General features: G+C 37.8%; 18 protein-coding genes. 12 read left to right on the top strand and 6 right to left on the bottom strand.

Going from position 1 to position 16,080, the window contains the following annotated elements; translation table 11 throughout:
* The first annotated feature begins 263 nt into the window (after positions 1 to 263).
* The 7 genes from paaZ to pyrH all read left to right on the top strand — a co-directional run bounded on the left by paaZ (position 264) and on the right by pyrH (position 7,700).
* A complete protein-coding gene (gene paaZ / locus BM327_RS15140) occupies positions 264 to 2,315 on the top strand; it encodes a phenylacetic acid degradation bifunctional protein PaaZ (RefSeq protein ID WP_090252961.1) in 2,052 nt (683 codons plus the stop codon).
* A gap of 169 nt (positions 2,316 to 2,484) precedes the next feature.
* On the top strand, positions 2,485 to 3,984 hold the full coding sequence (locus BM327_RS15135) for a DUF6770 family protein (RefSeq protein ID WP_090252956.1): 1,500 nt from the start codon (positions 2,485 to 2,487) through the stop codon (positions 3,982 to 3,984).
* 250 nt (positions 3,985 to 4,234) lie between these two features.
* A complete protein-coding gene (gene rplM / locus BM327_RS15130) occupies positions 4,235 to 4,690 on the top strand; it encodes a 50S ribosomal protein L13 (RefSeq protein WP_090253022.1) in 456 nt (151 codons plus the stop codon).
* 5 nt (positions 4,691 to 4,695) lie between these two features.
* Positions 4,696 to 5,082, top strand: coding sequence for a 30S ribosomal protein S9 (gene rpsI, locus BM327_RS15125; protein ID WP_090252952.1), 387 nt, complete (start codon positions 4,696 to 4,698; stop codon positions 5,080 to 5,082).
* Between the two features lie 114 nt (positions 5,083 to 5,196).
* Complete coding sequence (gene rpsB / locus BM327_RS15120) at positions 5,197 to 5,967, top strand: 30S ribosomal protein S2 (protein WP_090252948.1); 771 nt, start codon at positions 5,197 to 5,199, stop codon at positions 5,965 to 5,967.
* Between the two features lie 28 nt (positions 5,968 to 5,995).
* Positions 5,996 to 6,814 (top strand): translation elongation factor Ts, encoded by an 819-nt coding sequence (gene tsf, locus BM327_RS15115; protein ID WP_090252941.1) that lies wholly within the window; start codon positions 5,996 to 5,998, stop codon positions 6,812 to 6,814.
* A 181-nt stretch (positions 6,815 to 6,995) separates the two neighbouring features.
* Positions 6,996 to 7,700 (top strand): UMP kinase, encoded by a 705-nt coding sequence (gene pyrH, locus BM327_RS15110; RefSeq protein ID WP_090252933.1) that lies wholly within the window; start codon positions 6,996 to 6,998, stop codon positions 7,698 to 7,700.
* Between the two features lie 103 nt (positions 7,701 to 7,803).
* Here the strand turns inward: pyrH and BM327_RS15105 are convergent, their stop codons facing one another.
* Positions 7,804 to 9,447, bottom strand: a complete 1,644-nt coding sequence (locus BM327_RS15105) for a DUF6909 family protein (protein WP_090252930.1) — start codon at positions 9,445 to 9,447, stop codon at positions 7,804 to 7,806.
* Between the two features lie 174 nt (positions 9,448 to 9,621).
* Between BM327_RS15105 and frr the strand changes: the two genes are divergently transcribed.
* Positions 9,622 to 10,185, top strand: a complete 564-nt coding sequence (frr, locus tag BM327_RS15100; RefSeq protein ID WP_090252925.1) for a ribosome recycling factor — start codon at positions 9,622 to 9,624, stop codon at positions 10,183 to 10,185.
* 72 nt (positions 10,186 to 10,257) lie between these two features.
* Here frr and gldC read toward each other — a convergent pair whose 3' ends face one another.
* Both gldC and gldB read right to left on the bottom strand, forming a co-directional pair.
* A complete protein-coding gene (gene gldC, locus BM327_RS15095; RefSeq protein WP_090252922.1) occupies positions 10,258 to 10,608 on the bottom strand; it encodes a gliding motility protein GldC in 351 nt (116 codons plus the stop codon).
* Between the two features lies 1 nt (position 10,609).
* Positions 10,610 to 11,629: a gliding motility lipoprotein GldB gene (gldB, locus tag BM327_RS15090; protein ID WP_090252917.1), complete on the bottom strand. Its 1,020-nt coding sequence runs from the start codon at positions 11,627 to 11,629 to the stop codon at positions 10,610 to 10,612.
* 43 nt (positions 11,630 to 11,672) lie between these two features.
* On the opposite strand from gldB, the gene BM327_RS15085 reads away from it, so the two are divergent.
* From BM327_RS15085 to BM327_RS15070, 4 genes are read left to right on the top strand one after another with little or no spacing between them, the layout of a single operon-like run.
* Positions 11,673 to 12,545 carry an outer membrane beta-barrel protein gene (locus BM327_RS15085; protein ID WP_139230413.1) on the top strand — a complete coding sequence of 291 codons (873 nt, stop codon included), beginning with the start codon at positions 11,673 to 11,675 and terminating at the stop codon, positions 12,543 to 12,545.
* Between the two features lie 20 nt (positions 12,546 to 12,565).
* Positions 12,566 to 13,351: an NAD(+) synthase gene (gene nadE, locus BM327_RS15080; RefSeq protein ID WP_090252909.1), complete on the top strand. Its 786-nt coding sequence runs from the start codon at positions 12,566 to 12,568 to the stop codon at positions 13,349 to 13,351.
* 22 nt (positions 13,352 to 13,373) lie between these two features.
* On the top strand, positions 13,374 to 13,883 hold the full coding sequence (locus tag BM327_RS15075) for a hypothetical protein (RefSeq protein WP_090252906.1): 510 nt from the start codon (positions 13,374 to 13,376) through the stop codon (positions 13,881 to 13,883).
* A gap of 16 nt (positions 13,884 to 13,899) precedes the next feature.
* Positions 13,900 to 14,151: a hypothetical protein gene (locus BM327_RS15070; protein ID WP_090252902.1), complete on the top strand. Its 252-nt coding sequence runs from the start codon at positions 13,900 to 13,902 to the stop codon at positions 14,149 to 14,151.
* 323 nt (positions 14,152 to 14,474) lie between these two features.
* On the opposite strand, the gene BM327_RS15065 is transcribed toward BM327_RS15070, so the two are convergent.
* From BM327_RS15065 to BM327_RS15055, 3 genes are read right to left on the bottom strand one after another with little or no spacing between them, the layout of a single operon-like run.
* Positions 14,475 to 15,317, bottom strand: a complete 843-nt coding sequence (locus tag BM327_RS15065; protein ID WP_090252898.1) for a 1,4-dihydroxy-2-naphthoyl-CoA synthase — start codon at positions 15,315 to 15,317, stop codon at positions 14,475 to 14,477.
* Positions 15,318 to 15,323: 6 nt separating this feature from the next.
* Positions 15,324 to 15,515, bottom strand: a complete 192-nt coding sequence (locus BM327_RS15060) for a hypothetical protein (RefSeq protein WP_090252894.1) — start codon at positions 15,513 to 15,515, stop codon at positions 15,324 to 15,326.
* A gap of 1 nt (position 15,516) precedes the next feature.
* Positions 15,517 to 16,080 (bottom strand): pentapeptide repeat-containing protein, encoded by a 564-nt coding sequence (locus BM327_RS15055; RefSeq protein WP_090252889.1) that lies wholly within the window; start codon positions 16,078 to 16,080, stop codon positions 15,517 to 15,519.

Below are 16,080 nucleotides of genomic sequence, written 5' to 3'. Positions count from 1 at the left end.
CGATACTTAAATAAGAAGCGTACAATAAGAGTACAAGAAGCACTCATTATGCAGAACAGATGTGTTGGACTGTTGCAGGTGTAGTTAGCAGCTTTTTAACTTTTGTGGCATTGAGGTTTTCTTGGTCGTGAAGTTTCCTTAGGTATGGGCTTCTTCGTATTGGGTCGACACGCTGGTCGACCCTTACTTTTAGATTGTCGCGGACGCATTTTGATTTCATCCCCTAGACCCTTATCTTCGTGGACGCTTAAAAAAGACAGTTCATGCAAATCATAAAAAATTACGTCGAAGGTAAATGGGTTGCCGGAGAAGGAGTTGAAACAGAAGTATTCAATGCCATCACTGGAGAGAAATTCGCAGAAGTTTCATCTGCAGGAATTGATTTCGAAGCCGCTTTAGCTTACGGACGAGATAAAGGAGGTAGAGCCTTGAGAAAAATGACCTTCCAAGAAAGAGGTCGTATGTTAAAGGCTTTGGCTTTCTACTTATTAGATAGAAAAGAAAAATATTACACCCTAAGTACTGCAACAGGTGCCACTCGTGTGGATTCTTGGATAGACATTGAAGGAGGTATAGGTAACTTGTTTGCCAATGCTTCTTTGCGTCGTCAATTCCCAGATTTACCTTATTATGTAGACGGACAAGCTGCTCCATTATCTAAAGGAGGTAGCTTTATTGGTCATCACATTATGGTACCAAAACAAGGTGTAGCTGTTCACATCAATGCATTTAACTTCCCAATTTGGGGTATGTTAGAGAAAGTAGCCGTGAACTTAATGGCTGGTGTACCAGCTATGGTGAAGCCATCTGAGCACACATCTTTCTTAACAGAATGTATGGTGAAAGACATCGTTGAGTCGGGTATTTTACCAGAAGGAGCTATTCAGTTAGTTTCTGGTTTAGGTAGAGGTATCATTGATAATTTGACCAACCAAGATGTAGTAACCTTTACAGGTTCTGCAGCAACGGGTCAAAAAATCAAAGCTTCTTCTAGCATCATAGAAAACTCTGTTCCTTTCAACCTAGAGGCCGATTCATTAAACGCTTCAGTTTTAGGTGAAGATGCAGTTCCAGGAACTCCAGAGTTTGATTTATTCATTAAGGAAGTTGCACGTGAAATGACGGTGAAAACTGGACAAAAATGTACAGCTATTCGTCGTATTATGGTGCCAGAGAAATTAGTAGAAGATGTACAAAACGCATTAACTGCTCGTTTGGCAAAAACTACCATTGGAGATCCAACCGTAGAGGGGGTTAGAATGGGAGCATTGATCAACCAGTTACAAGTAAGCAGAGTTAGAGAGAATGTAGAATTATTGCAAAAATCTCAAGCTACTTTATTTGGAGATTTAGATAACGTAGAAGTGATGGGAGCAGACAACAAGAAAGGTGCATTTATGTCGCCTATCTTAATGTTGAACAACGATCCTTTCAACAAAACAGATGTACACAATGTTGAAGCATTCGGACCTGTTTCTACGATTATGCCTTACAAAGATTTAAACGAGGCTGTTGAGCTTACAAAGTTAGGTAAAGGTTCATTGGTTACTTCTATCGTTACGGCTGATAATAAGATTGCGAGAGAATTCGTGGTTGAGGCGGCTCATATGAATGGAAGAATTTTGGTATTGAACAACGATTGTGCGAAAGAAAGTACAGGTCACGGTTCTCCAATGCCGATGTTAACGCACGGTGGACCAGGTAGAGCTGGTGGTGGTGAAGAAATGGGAGGTAAAAGAGGTATCTTGCATTACTTACAAAGAACGGCCATCCAAGGTCACCCAACTACGATTACAGAAATTACACAGCAATACCAAGTAGGTGGAGCGCAGCCAGAAGCTAACCCTCACGTATTCCGTCAGCATTTTGAAGAGTTAACGGTTGGAGATACTGTATTTACAGCCAAACACACGGTAACAACAACGGATATCGTAAACTTTGCGAATGTTTCAGGAGATAACTTCTATGCCCACATGGATGAGACTTCTTTAGATGGAACAATTTTCGAAGGAAGAGTAGCACACGGTTACTTCATCCTTTCTAAAGCGGCAGGATTGTTTGTAGACGCCAAGAAAGGTCCAGTATTATTGAACTACGGTATCGATGAAGCAAGATTTACAAAACCAGTTTACCCAGGAGCTACCATCGGAGTTCGTTTCACAGTAAAAGAGAAAATCGATCAAGAGAAGCGTTCAGAAGACGATGTTGCAAAAGGAATTGTTAAATTCTTGGTAGACGTATATGACGAAACAGGAGAAACAGTTGCTTTGGCTACTATCTTAACGATGGTGAAGAAAATTGATCAAAGTAAATAGTTACATACCTATTATATGGAAGCGTCATCTCTTTGAGGTGGCGCTTTTTTGTTTCGTTCAATTCCAGAATCAGATCAATAAAGGAGGTTCCAGTTAATCTTTAAAAATGGGCTGGAGTAAAAATTAATTCTTCACATTAATTATCTTAGGCGAAACTAATAATCTAATTATGTATCTAAAAAGATTTACCCTATTCATATCTATTCTTTTTTTCAACTTAATAAGTACATCATCTTGGACCCAAGGAAGAGTGATTGGGAACGTTGAAGGTTCTGTGGAAACTTATGTGAATTCTAATGGGTATTTAACCGTCTATGAGGAAGAAGGTCAAAAAGGTAAACTCAGAAATTATACCATCGATATAATGGACTTTTACTTAGATAAAGTTTTGAGTACTCGAACTGAGTTGTTCAAAAATACGAGTACACTTTCTGCTGCAGTTAATGATGAAGCATGTGCAATTGCTTTTATAAATATGGTAAAAGATTTTGTAGTTGTGAGGTCTTTTGGTAAGAATGGAGGATTTTTAGGTGAAATAAAATTAGAAAAAGTTAAAACGCTTTCTGAACAATATGCGGCCTTGTTCACTATTGTTAAAATCTATGAAGCAAAAGATGGTTTTTTTATTCTGGCGGGAATCGAGAGTCATGATATTAATAGATATGCTTTTGAAATTATTAAAGTAGATAACAGTATGAATGAACTGTGGAGGAAACGCATTGGGAGAGAAAATAAAGCCGTTTACCACAAAGATATTCTGGTAGATCATGAGGGAAACCTTTTAATTACGTACCAAGAAGGTCGTGGAATGAAGGAAAGTAATTTTAGTCAACATGTCATAAAAATTAATGATGAGGGACAGACTATGTTTGACCAACAATACAGTGAAGGGTTAGAGTTTGTAGCAAGACAGGTTAAAACTTATGGTGATGAAGTCATGCTTTTTGGTCAGTATATAGATGAGAACAGAAATCTGGAAGGGTTGTTTGTAAAGGTGTATAATCATACAGGTAACCTCGTGAAAGATGTAAAGTACAATTGGAAAAATGAAATTACCTCTTTGATTGACCCGGGAAATAATGATGAATTAGAAAAAATACAGAAAAGTGAACAGTATATATTTAATGATGTTGTAAAAACGGAAAAGGGATATAAAATTATTGCTGAAACATTTGAGTCCAGACATAGTATTGGAAGTACCGGCTCAAAAATTAAAAAGGCGTCGAGCTCATTATCCCTTACTAACTTTATAAAATTTGGATCCTTTGTTGTTGTGGAAATAAACAAAAGCTTAGGAATAGAGGGTGTGCAGGTTGTGAAAAATGATGCCATGGAAATAATGATTCCAAAATCAACCGATCTTTCTCAATTAGGATATTATAGCATGGTTTATGACATGAGCCATTTTAGGTATGTTGATAAATTGGAAAATCGAATAGTTTTTGTTTTTCAAAGTACTATGGATGGAGTCATTCCTAAAGCAAGTTTATGCGCTACTGATATTTCGAATGATGACGAGTATTTAGAGAATGAATCACAGAATGATGTTTACACAAATATGGGATTTGTTACTGCCTTTGGTTATATGACAAGTGATGAACTTGGGAAAATCACACTTTACTATAGGAAGAAGAACCAGATTGAGTTCACACAAATTGAATTGTTATAAAACTCAGGATATTCTTTAGGGTAATGATACTTTAGAGAGCTATTCCGTATTTATCAGAAGCGTCACCTCTTTGGGGTGACGCTTTTTTCTTTAGTTTTGTGTTATCTTCGGCGATCGAAATCACATTATATCAACCGATTATCAATCTTTTCCACCGAGCGCTTGTGAATAAAAATTACTTGTACTATCTTTGCAGCCCCGTTTCAAGTATGGAATGGGGAAATTGTCTTATTTAATAAATTTAAAAAGAGTGGATACATTAAGTTACAAAACGGTATCTGGTAACAAAGAAACTGCTGATAAGAAGTGGTTGTTAGTAGATGCAGAGGGACAGACTTTAGGTCGTCTAGCAAGTAAGGTAGCGAAGTTGATCCGTGGTAAACACAAGCCCAACTTCACTCCTCACGCAGATTGTGGAGATAACGTAATCGTTATTAACGCAGAGAAAATAGTACTTTCAGGAAACAAGTGGTCTGACAAGACTTACATCCGTCACACAGGTTACCCAGGTGGGCAACGTTCATTAACTGCAGAAGAGTTAATGGCTAAGCGTCCTATCCGTTTGGTAGAGATGGCTGTTAAAGGAATGTTACCTAAGAACAAATTAGGTCGCCAGTTGTACAGAAATTTAAAAGTGGTTGAAGGTGCTGAGCACACGCACGAAGCGCAGAAGCCAGTAAATTTTGACCTTGAATCATTCAAATAAGAAGCATGGAAGTAATTAACACATTAGGAAGAAGAAAAACTTCAGTAGCTAGAGTTTACCTTACTAAAGGAACTGGTAAAGTTACTGTTAACAATAGAGATTACACTGAGTTTTTCCCAGTAGCTGTTTTACAATCTAAGATTGTTCAGCCGTTTGAATTAACTGAGACTGTTGGACAGTACGACGTTAAAGTAAACGTAAATGGAGGAGGAGTAAACGGTCAAGCAGAAGCTATCCGTTTAGGAATCTCAAGAGCTCTTGTAAAAGTAGACGAGGAAATGAAACCAGCATTGAAAGCTGAAGGATTGATGACGCGTGACCCAAGAATGGTTGAGCGTAAGAAGCCAGGTCAGCCTAAGGCTCGTAAGAAATTCCAGTTCTCGAAACGTTAATCGAAGATTATATTTTGGCGCTTGTTTAGCATCTAAGTTCTTGAGAACCCTTTCTTTTTTAAGAAACCCTCAGGGCCTGATACTAAAGGAACGTAAACAATAAAGAAAATTAAAATGTCAAAAGTAGAATTTAAAGATTTATTAGACGCAGGTGTACACTTTGGACACCTTAAAAGAAAGTGGAATCCAGCGATGGCTCCTTACATCTTTGCTGAGCAAAAAGGTATCCACATTATCGATTTAAATAAGACAATTGCTCACTTGGATCAAGCGTGTGCAGCAATGAAGCAAATTGCTAAGTCAGGAAAGAAAATTTTATTCGTTGCTACTAAGAAGCAAGCGAAAGAAATTATCGCTGATAAAGTTAGCGCAGTAAACATGCCGTTCGTAACTGAAAGATGGTCAGGTGGTATGTTAACTAACTTTGCTACTACACGTAAGTCAGTTCGTAAGATGACATCTATCGACAAAATGAAGACAGATGGAACTTGGGATACACTTTCTAAAAGAGAGCGTCTATTCAAAACACGTCAGAGAGAGAAATTAGAAAAGAACTTTGGTTCTATCGCAGATATGACTCGTCAGCCAGCAGCGATCTTCATCGTTGATGTATTGAAAGAGCACATCGCGTTGAAAGAAGCGAAGCGTTTGAACATTCCAGTATTTGCTATGGTAGATACTAACTCAGACCCTCGTCCAGTTGATTTCGCTATTCCATCTAACGATGATGCAACAAAATCTATCTCTATCATTATGGATGCTGTTACATCTTCTATCAAAGAAGGTTTAGAAGAAAGAAAAGCTGCTAAAAAAGAGGCTCCTAAAAAGGAGACTGCTACAACTGAAGCTCCAAAGGCTGCAGCAGCAAAAGAAGAAGAAGAATAAAATATTAATAGAATAAAATTTTTTACACATGGCAATTACAGCTGCACAAGTAAAAGAATTAAGAGATAAGACAGGAGCTGGGATGATGGACTGTAAAAAGGCATTATCTGAAGCAAATGGAGATTTCGAACAAGCAATTGACATCCTTCGTAAGAAAGGGCAAAAAGTTGCTGCTAAGAGAGGTGAGAACGAAGCTAAAGAAGGTGTTATCTTCGCTGAGTCTAAAGGAAACGTTGGTTACATGTTACAGTTGAACTGTGAGACTGACTTCGTTGCTAAGAATGATGACTTCAGAAACTTTGTTACTTCTATATTGAACATCGCTATCGAAAACGGTGCTTCTTCAGTAGAAGAATTAAACGGATTGAAATTCGATGATAAATTAACAGTTGCTGAGAAAATTACTGAGCAAGTTGGTGTTATCGGAGAGAAATTAGATTTATCTCACTTCGCGAAAGTTGAAGCTGCTGAGGTTGTTGCTTACAACCACCCAGGTAACCAATTGGCTACTTTAGTTGCAATGAACAAAGAAGGTCACGCAGAAGCTGGTAAGCAAGTTGCTATGCAAGTTGCTGCAATGAATCCATTAGCGTTAAACAAAGATGGAATCGATGCTGACACGATCGCAAGAGAATTAGAAGTTGGTAAAGAATTAGCTATCCAAGAAGGTAAACCAGCTGAAATGGCTGAGAAAATTGCTGAAGGACGTTTAGGTAAATTCTTCAAAGAAAACACTTTGTTGAGCCAAGCTTCTATTAAAGATAACAAGCAATCAGTAGAGCAGTACTTACAGTCTATCGATAAAGACTTAACTGTAACTGAATTCAAGCGTTTCTCTTTAAGCTAAGAAAAAGCAATTCAAAATATAAAAAAGGCTGTTCCTCTGGGACAGCCTTTTTTGTTTTTCGTCAAATCGAATTCATCTGGTCACGGATAATCGTTGCTGGTAAATCTCTCCGTATTTTTTAAACAAAAGCTTGTTTTTTCATACATTTTAGAAGTATTTTTGTCCAAATCAAAAGGAATAGATGCAGTACAAAAGAATTCTTCTAAAATTGAGTGGTGAAGCACTCATGGGTGATAAGCAGTTTGGTATTGATAATGATAGAATTACTCAATACGCAACGCAAATTAAAGAAATCGTTGACCTAGGTGTTGAGGTAGCCATAGTAATTGGTGGTGGTAACATCTTTAGAGGAGTTCAGGCAGAGCAAGGTGGTATGGACAGAACCCACGGTGATTACATGGGAATGTTGGCTACAATGATCAATGCAATGGCCCTTCAATCTGCATTAGAGGCGCAAGACATTAAAACACGTTTGCAGTCAGCAATAGAAATGAAAGAAATCGCTGAGCCTTATATCCGTCGTAAAGCAGTTCGTCACCTTGAGAAAGGAAGAGTTGTCATCTTCGGAGCAGGAACAGGTAACCCTTTCTTTACAACAGATTCTGCAGCGTCGTTGAGAGCAATAGAAATTGAAGCTGATGTCATCTTAAAAGGAACACGTGTAGATGGTATTTACACAGCAGATCCTGAAAAAGATGCCAACGCTGAGAAATTCGATAACATTAGCTTTGATGATGTTTACGCAAAAGGATTAAACGTGATGGATATGACGGCCTTTACTTTATGTAAAGAAAACGATCTTCCTATCGTTGTTTTCGACATGAACACTCCAGGTAACTTGAGAAGAGTTGTGGAAGGTGATCAAGTAGGAACTCTGGTTAATTAAGAACTACGACTTAAGAATGAAGAATTATTTTTCGTTCTATTAAATACCGAGCCACTCTTTTGGAGTGGCTTTTTTATGCCCGTCGGTATGCCAACGAAACAGATTAATGTAAAATTTGCTGTAGAATCTTTTTAGTAATAATATAGGTTGGTTTCACACCGGTTAATCCCAATCCACCAGATGCGAGCGTAGAACCTGTTTTTAAGGGGTTGTCTGAGGCGTAATAGGCATAGCGCACTTTTACATCTTCTCTAACGCTCTTGCGTATCCTAGAGGCGCTTTGTATGGCTTTTTGATAGTGTGCTCCCTCCATTTCTAAGCCTATCATCCCCCAAGTGGAGGTTTTAAAGTATTCCAACACATCTTTGTTTTGAAGAGAGGTACCCAATACGGTAATCATAGGACCACTTTGTACTTTTAGGTCTTCGTGTTGAAAATCGGAAAGATGAAGTTCATTTAGGAAAGGATAATTATCTGCCGTTCCCTCAAATACATGGGCCGTGGGTAGCATGATGTCGCCTTTGTCGCCTTCTAAAATACCTGCTTTTCCCATGATGGAAATAGATTCTACGTGCAATTTTATATCTCCAGTACTTAATTTCAAAGGCTTCAAGAGTTCATCCATACTTTCGTAGGCTTGCTCTCCAAAAGCATAGTCCATCACCAGCAAAACAGCTCGGTTGTCTTTGGCGTTGTTGAGAAAACTTTCTGAGAGATTGAGCTTTGCAAGGTCTATAATCTGCACATCTATGTTGGTTCCTGTATCGTCTTTGATGAAGTGTAATCCATGTTTTTTGGCATAGCGCATTACTTTTTTTCTGTCTTCTTTGTTTTCAGATTGACTCAAATTTTCAAAACAGGCCATGGCATCTTCTGTTTGCATGGCTTGTCGTGCATACAAGTAGTTCATAACACTATGCATGTTGGCAGAAATGATGTGTAGTGGTCTATCCATCAAGTGAAGTTCTTGCAACTTGTGCTTGAGTTGGGTTGCCCAAATATCTCCATAGATATGATGACCTATGCGTTCTCGTAAGGTTTTGGAAAAAGTGATGACGCGTTTGTCTTTGTTTTGAATTTCATCCAAGGCCAGTTTACCTAATCCATATATCAACTTCAAAAAACGGTGCGGATGCTGTTCACTTGCAAACTGCGTGTAAACTTCCTTTGTTTCTGTAAAACTTCTTCCAATTATAGTAGAGGTATGAATTAGAGCCAGTTCAATTTCCTCGTTACTTAGCTCTGATTTTTGAAGAGCTTCTTCTAATTTTTGCCACTCGCGTATGGTATCTTTTTCGTCTTCCCTTAATATATGGTGGGCTATTTTGTGTGATTCTATAAAGAGAAAAGTAAGGTGGGTAAGGATGTCATAGACATCAGATCTACCGCGTGTAATCTCTATGTTTATTTGTTCCTTATCGAGTGGATAACATTTTCTTCTTCTTTTGGGAGGTATAATTACCGGTATGTGGGTGTCTTTATAGCCCTCATCAGAAGTAAGGTGGATGTACTTACAATTCTCGATACCTTCTGGTAAACGGTCGAGAACGTAAAAGAGTCCATTAATTTCCAATTTATCTTCGGCTATGGCACCGTAAATCTCAGGTTGTAGTTCAAGCAAGGCCTCCCTTAATGTTTTTCCGGAAACACCCATAGGTTTGTAAAATCCACGGTTCATTAAATGACGCATGGTGATGTAAATTCTACCAATGGCATTACTGGCCTCTCTTGCTTTGCTTTTATCCATAGTCTTAAAATAAGAATTCTTCCACAATTGTAGATGAAAGAAAGATGAACTTATCTTAAAACTTAGAAGCGATACATCTTCTTTATTTCCTCAACGAAAAAAATCGGGCGCATCATATGCTAAGCAAACATTAATTATATTTGTTTTTTATTTTTGTGAAAATAATTTGAGAACATGACTGAGGAAGTACAAATGGCGTTCGATGAGTTTAAAGGTGCGAACGAAAAAACGATAGAACATTTAGATAACGTATTGTTGAAAATACGTGCAGGTAAGGCAAACCCATCTATGTTGCAAAGTGTAATGGTAGATTACTACGGTTCTCCAACACCATTGGCTCAGGTAGCAAACGTTAGTACTATTGATGCAAGAACAATTACTGTACAGCCTTGGGAAAAAGCGATGTTAGAAGAATGTTCAAGAGGTATCATTAACGGTAACCTTGGATTGGCGCCTCAAAACAACGGTGAAATGTTAATCATTAGTGTTCCTGCTTTGACTGAAGAAAGACGTAAAGATCTTTGTAAGAAAGCAAAAGCAGAAGGTGAAGATGCAAAAGTTGGTGTACGTAACAACAGAAAAGACGCGATGGATTTTATCAAGAACCTAAAAAATGATGGACTTTCTGAAGACGAAGCAAAATCTGCTGAAGAGCAAATTCAAACGATTACGAACCAGTACGTAGCGCGTATTGATGATAAAGTAGCGTTGAAAGAAAAAGATATCATGACTATCTAATCGATAGAAAAGAAGACATAAAAAAAGAGGCTATCCTATGGGTAGCCTCTTTTTTGTGGTAGAAAATATTTTTTATTCTTCCGGTAAAATCTCCATCTTTTGAGCAAAGTGGTAACAGTAGTCACGCAAATCTTCTGTAATCAAATTCTCACCTGTTGCGCGCTCAAAGGTATCAGCCATTGTAAGCAATGTTTGGTGGAAGAACTGCTTCATTTCTTCTATAGACATATCTTTTGTCCATAAATCTATCTTCATGGTATTCTTTTCTTTAGGATCCCATAAAGAAAGTAACATAGCACTTGCTTCTCTATCGTTTACATTTCCATCTTCAGCGTTCCATTTCATACGTACAGGAACGTTGTTCTCGTTGGTACCTACATCTACTTTGATGCTCGATGTTTTTACTATTTTATCTTCTGACATATTATTTTGTATCGTAAGATTGTAAAATCTTGTTGTAGTCTATTTCTAATAATTGGGGCAAAGATACATCTTCATTTTTATCCATGAAGGATTTTACCATTTGCCAACCTAAAAACTGTCCCATTCTATCGGGTGAGTCGTCTGGAAGACCAACTGTATACGGACCTTCGTTCAATAAATTTGCCTTGTCGCGTTCTGTGTTATCAAACAATAATTTCTGATCTACCAAATACTTCCAAAACATTCCTTCATGTTCTCGGGCATATTTCAATTCGGCAGAAGAGTAGCGCATTATATCCTCATCGCTGGCATTGGGAAAGGCTGCCTCAACGGCATATATCACCTTTCCGGCATGTATGATGTTTTCGATTAGCTTTCCTGTAGGTACTTTAAAGACATTGGCTTGTAACCAAGCTTGTACCACATCTCTGGCAATATAACTTTTAACCATGCGTCTGCGTTGCCAAGCATAAAGGTTATTTGTAGGTATGTTTTGAATGAGTTCATGATTTTCACCCAAGTAAAATTCTAAGCCTACGGATACAGCACTGTCTGAAGCATGAACCTTTGCAAATAAATTGTTCATCCAGATGATTTCTGTAGGCAATGGGGCGTTAGGGAAGTGATATTTTACGTGTTTAAAACCGTCGTTTATTTCTTGCTCAAGAACTGGGAGGTCAAAGGCTTTGTTTTTCTCCTCTTCTAATTTTGCAATAAATTCTTGCGCATAGAAATAATGGAGTTTCTCTCCAATAGCAGTGTCTTGAGGTTGAAGGGTTTGACCAATTTGACGGAGGTTAAAACTCAATTCATATTGGTATAAGTCTGTTAAATCTTTTGTTAGTTGATGGTGAAGTGAAGTAAGTTCTTGTGCACTCTTCCCGTTAACTTCTTGGTCTATATTCAGGTAGTGAATATCCACTTGTTGATCCGAAACATCTACCTGTAATCTGTCGCCTGTGCAAGAAGTAGCAAGGCCTATAAAAAGAGCTGAACCCAGAATTTTGCTTTTGATTCCCATTAAAATTATGATTATAATTGCATATAACTAACTTGTCAAAAGTATGAAAAAGATATTTACTATTGCCGCCGTATTCTTGGGATTTTGCGCTATGTCACAAGAAGCTGAAGTAAAGAAATTACAAGCCGGTATTTCGTTAAGCGAAGGAATCTTAATGAATCAATCAGAAACCAACCTTATCAGCTCACCAGGTGTTGGTAACAACTTTGGAATAGGTGTAAATTTACATTACATGTTTGCCGAATACCTTGGGTTCAGTACAGGAATTATTTTCGATATTCAACAGTTCAGATATACAGTAAACACAACCACTACAGATGGAGAACAAGATTTGTTTTACATGTATAAGGATAGAACCATTTACCAAAGAAAGAATTTTGTAGGTGAGGATGGAATGATAGATTTAAATACTACCTATGATGGAATTTTTAGGTTGGATGAGAGACAGCACAGACCTATATTCTTAACGATACCAACAATGTTGACTTTCCATACAAAATACTACGGTTACACACGTTATTTTGGTAGAGCTGGATTGAGAAACAGTTTTATCATCTCAAACAGAGCCAACGATACAGGTATGCGTTATGAGTTAAACCCTCAAAACCAATTGGTACCAACAGGTGAGGATGTTACTACGATGAATGACATGGAGCCACAGGATGAAATCAACTTTTACCAAGGGGCTTTAGGATTGTCTGGCGGTGTAGAATGGAAGTTTTCTGGAAATGTAAGTTTAGTTGGTGAGGTAGCATACTACCATGGCTTTACACCTATGTTTAAAGGTGATGCAGTTTTTGGAAGTGATGATAAAAACAAATCATTGTTCAACCAGAATAACGATAATTCATTAAGCTTTAGAAGTTTTGATGCCAAGCAACGTCAGTTGATGTTGAAGGTGAGTATCTTATTTTAATAAAGAAAAAGGGGGGAGTTTTGGATAAACAGAAAGTTGCAGATTACATTGTTCATTGGTTGCAAGACTATGCCAATGGAGCTGGAGTGAAGGGATATATAGTTGGGATTTCTGGGGGAATAGACTCTGCTTTAACTTCTACCTTATGTGCTTTAACAGAATTAGACGTGTTATTGGTGAGTATGCCCATACGCCAAACCAAGGCGGAGTACACAAGAGCCATGGAACACATCAAGGATTTGGAAAGCAAGTTTGATAATGTTAGGAGTATAGACATAGAACTTACAGAAAGTTTTGAAGCCATAGAGAAAGCTTTGCCCCAACATGTGTTAGACAACTTTTTAGCCATGGCCAATACCAGAGCAAGGTTGCGTATGACAACACTTTATGCCCTTGGACAAGCAGATGGTTTATTGGTAGCCGGAACCGGAAACAAAGTAGAAGACTTTGGCGTTGGTTTCTTTACCAAGTATGGAGATGGGGGTGTAGATGTTTCACCTATTGCTGATCTTTTAAAAACGGAAGTGTTTGATATTGCCAGAGAGCTTGGTGTTGTTGATTCTATCTTAGAAGCCAAACCAACAGACGGACTTTGGGAAGACGGAAGAAGTGACGAAGACCAAATTGGAGCCACGTATCCAGAACTAGAATGGGCCATGGGCTACGAAGGAGATGGATCTGAATTGGACAAAAGGCATTTGGAAGTCCTTGAGATATACAACAAATTCCACCGTGCCAATTTGCACAAAATGAAACCCATACCGGTATGTGAAATACCAACAGATATTAAAGGTTCCTCGTTGTAGGAACCTTTTTTAATTTAGTAATATGAAGAACTTAACCTCTAAAGAAGTCAAGACCTTTAAAAGGAAATTTCCTGATTTAAAGGAATTATTGAAAGATGATGAAACGCTGATAGATAAAGGAATTTATCGTAAAGTAAGCGTAAGTGTATTTGATCATTGGTTAACAGCTGAGGAATGTATTCCTATGATTTATGTTGACAATAACAAAGGAGAATTAGATCATCGTAGAAATAAGTTTAAGGCTTTTATTAAGACGTTAAGTGAACAATCTGAAGTTTATGCGTGGAGGTATAAAAGACATGAACGCTTGCATTGTTACAAATTAGAGAATCGGAGTGAGATTGTGAAAAAGTGTAAGTTTGATGAAATGTCATCTCTTACAGGGAAGAGATTTGGTCTTGTTTTTCTTGATTTGGGACTAGTGTATCGGGAAGGATGGGATTGGACGAGTCAGCTTTATTTTTTAGCCGAAAAGCAATTAGAATTATTGAAACAAGAAGCAGAGCGTTCAGGTTTGTTTATTTTGGATTGATTAATAATTGGGTTTCATGAAAAGATTGCAAGTTTTAGGAGTAGTTGCATACCTGGGTTTTGTTCTCATTCGTTTATTTTTTGGTGTGTATACCCATGATGAATTTGGCGAAAAACATTTGTTTATAAAACACCGACCGCATTGGAAATGGAGTTTTTATTCGCCTATTGGGATGTCTGATAAAAAACTAGAGAATTTAGATGAAGAAAGAAAGTATGAACAGCTTATGTTCAATGAATTTGTGAGGGAACAAGGATTGAGCAGATAAATCATGGCATAATGTTTAGTGTATAGCCCCCCATCTATTTTGACTTAAAATTGGAGAATATTTATAGTTTAAACTTTCTGCTAGGGATATACGCGGTTACCCTGAAGGGACGAAAAGTATTGAAAGTTGGGGGAGGGAAAGCGACTTTAGAAGCTTAGCCTAGACCTTTACTTGAAAACTTTTTGGAGTGAGGAGTAAGAGCATTAGCCCGTTAAGGCAGCCCAATTAAATTTGAAATTGGTGATTTGAGATTGGAAATTTATTTCAACAAAAAATCCCCAAGCGGGTACTTGAGGATTTGTAAGATTATTTAATATTCCTTCTTAAGGAATCCATTTAATTTTTCTGAAATCTGGTTTACGCTTTTCTAAGAATGCGTCTCTACCTTCTTTGGCTTCTTCTGTCATGTAGGCCAAACGTGTAGCTTCTCCGGCGAAAACTTGTTGTCCTACCATTCCATCATCTGTTAAGTTCATGGCGAACTTCAACATTTTGATAGAAGTTGGAGATTTGTCCAAGATTTCTTGCGCCCATTGGTAAGCTGTATCTTCTAATTCATCGTGTGGAATAACGGCGTTAACCATGCCCATTTCGAAAGCCTCTTGAGCAGAGTAGTTGCGACCCAAGAAGAAGATTTCTCTCGCTTTCTTTTGTCCCACCATTTTCGCCAAATACGCAGAACCATAACCACCATCGAAAGAAGTTACATCGGCATCTGTTTGCTTGAAAATAGCATGTTCTTTTGAAGCCAAAGTTAAATCACAAACTACGTGTAGTGAGTGACCACCACCAACTGCCCAACCATTTACTACAGCGATAACTGCTTTTGGCATGAAACGAATTAAACGTTGTACCTCCAAAATGTTTAATCTATGGTAACCGTCTTCACCAACATAACCTTGGTGACCACGTGCTGCTTGATCTCCACCTGAACAGAAAGAGTATTTTCCATCTTTGGTAGATGGACCTTCTGAAGAAAGTAAAACTACTCCTATAGAAGTATCTTCGTGTGCATCTCTAAAAGCGTCTAATAACTCGCTCGTCGTTTTTGGTCTAAACGCATTACGTACGTTTGGTCTATTAAAAGCGATACGTGCCACACCGTTGCATTTTTTGTAGGTGATGTCATCGTATTCCTTAACGGTTTTCCAATTAATTTCTGACATAATCTTCTAGTTTTCTTTGCTCTTCTTTAACATTACAATACCCAATACTGTTGCCAATGGTCCAACCACCATTTGCATGTAATCAAAAGCGTCTAATTCTGCTTCTTTGTCCATTACACGGATGATAACCATTATCGTTAACAATACCCCTGCAATAAGGTAAATGTAGGGTCTATATTTATTTGGGTTTGCTGCCATTCTATTTGATTTTTATTTTGAGGTGAGCTACTAATCCGCTCAAACCTTCGTTGGCAAATATAGCGTGATTTAATTTGTTTCTTTCTGGATGTATGGTGAAATTGTAGGCGCGTGAAAAATCCGCCCTGTTTAGAGTAGTATTCATAAACACTGCTCCGTCTAAATTTGATCCTGAGAAATTGGCTTTTTCTAGTTTTGCTCCTGTGAATTCTACCCCTTGAAGCGATGAATCTATGAAAAAACAAGAAGGGATTTTGAGTTCTTGAAAATTGGAGAAGTCTAACTTGCAATTTTTAAAAGACAACTGCAGTAAAAAAGGATTGGCGTATTCGAATTGGAGTCCGAGCATTTTGCAATTGTTGAAACGTACGTTTTTAAAAGCTGTATTTCCAATTATGGCATTGCTCAGGTCACAATCTATGAAGTCACAATCTAAAAAATCTATATTCGAAAGATTTACCTCAGAGAGGTTACAGTTGGTAAATGTACAGTTGTCGTATTCGTTAGCGTCGAATGCTTTATTTCTAAAATCGACATTGTTGTATTGCTGGTCTTCCGCTATCAT

It is taken from the genome of Lishizhenia tianjinensis, from assembly GCF_900116425.1.
Lineage (GTDB): Bacteria > Bacteroidota > Bacteroidia > Flavobacteriales_D > Crocinitomicaceae > Lishizhenia > Lishizhenia tianjinensis.
Note: the sequence above shows the minus strand (reverse complement) of the source record. Positions and strands in the feature narration are given on the sequence as shown.

Bases quoted from the DNA above. Each gene is read 5' to 3' on its own strand.
- BM327_RS15105 (WP_090252930.1), bottom strand. From the start codon at position 9,447: ATGGATAAAAGCAAAGCAAGAGAGGCCAGTAATGCCATTGGTAGAATT.
- pyrH (WP_090252933.1), top strand. From the start codon at position 6,996: ATGCAGTACAAAAGAATTCTTCTAAAATTGAGTGGTGAAGCACTCATG.
- BM327_RS15065 (WP_090252898.1), bottom strand. From the start codon at position 15,317: ATGTCAGAAATTAATTGGAAAACCGTTAAGGAATACGATGACATCACC.
- BM327_RS15060 (WP_090252894.1), bottom strand. From the start codon at position 15,515: ATGGCAGCAAACCCAAATAAATATAGACCCTACATTTACCTTATTGCA.
- frr (WP_090252925.1), top strand. From the start codon at position 9,622: ATGACTGAGGAAGTACAAATGGCGTTCGATGAGTTTAAAGGTGCGAAC.
- tsf (WP_090252941.1), top strand. From the start codon at position 5,996: ATGGCAATTACAGCTGCACAAGTAAAAGAATTAAGAGATAAGACAGGA.
- BM327_RS15075 (WP_090252906.1), top strand. From the start codon at position 13,374: ATGAAGAACTTAACCTCTAAAGAAGTCAAGACCTTTAAAAGGAAATTT.
- gldB (WP_090252917.1), bottom strand. From the start codon at position 11,629: ATGGGAATCAAAAGCAAAATTCTGGGTTCAGCTCTTTTTATAGGCCTT.
- paaZ (WP_090252961.1), top strand. From the start codon at position 264: ATGCAAATCATAAAAAATTACGTCGAAGGTAAATGGGTTGCCGGAGAA.
- BM327_RS15070 (WP_090252902.1), top strand. From the start codon at position 13,900: ATGAAAAGATTGCAAGTTTTAGGAGTAGTTGCATACCTGGGTTTTGTT.
- rpsB (WP_090252948.1), top strand. From the start codon at position 5,197: ATGTCAAAAGTAGAATTTAAAGATTTATTAGACGCAGGTGTACACTTT.
- rpsI (WP_090252952.1), top strand. From the start codon at position 4,696: ATGGAAGTAATTAACACATTAGGAAGAAGAAAAACTTCAGTAGCTAGA.
- gldC (WP_090252922.1), bottom strand. From the start codon at position 10,608: ATGTCAGAAGATAAAATAGTAAAAACATCGAGCATCAAAGTAGATGTA.
- BM327_RS15055 (WP_090252889.1), bottom strand. From the start codon at position 16,080: ATGATAGCGGAAGACCAGCAATACAACAATGTCGATTTTAGAAATAAA.
- BM327_RS15085 (WP_139230413.1), top strand. From the start codon at position 11,673: ATGAAAAAGATATTTACTATTGCCGCCGTATTCTTGGGATTTTGCGCT.
- BM327_RS15135 (WP_090252956.1), top strand. From the start codon at position 2,485: ATGTATCTAAAAAGATTTACCCTATTCATATCTATTCTTTTTTTCAAC.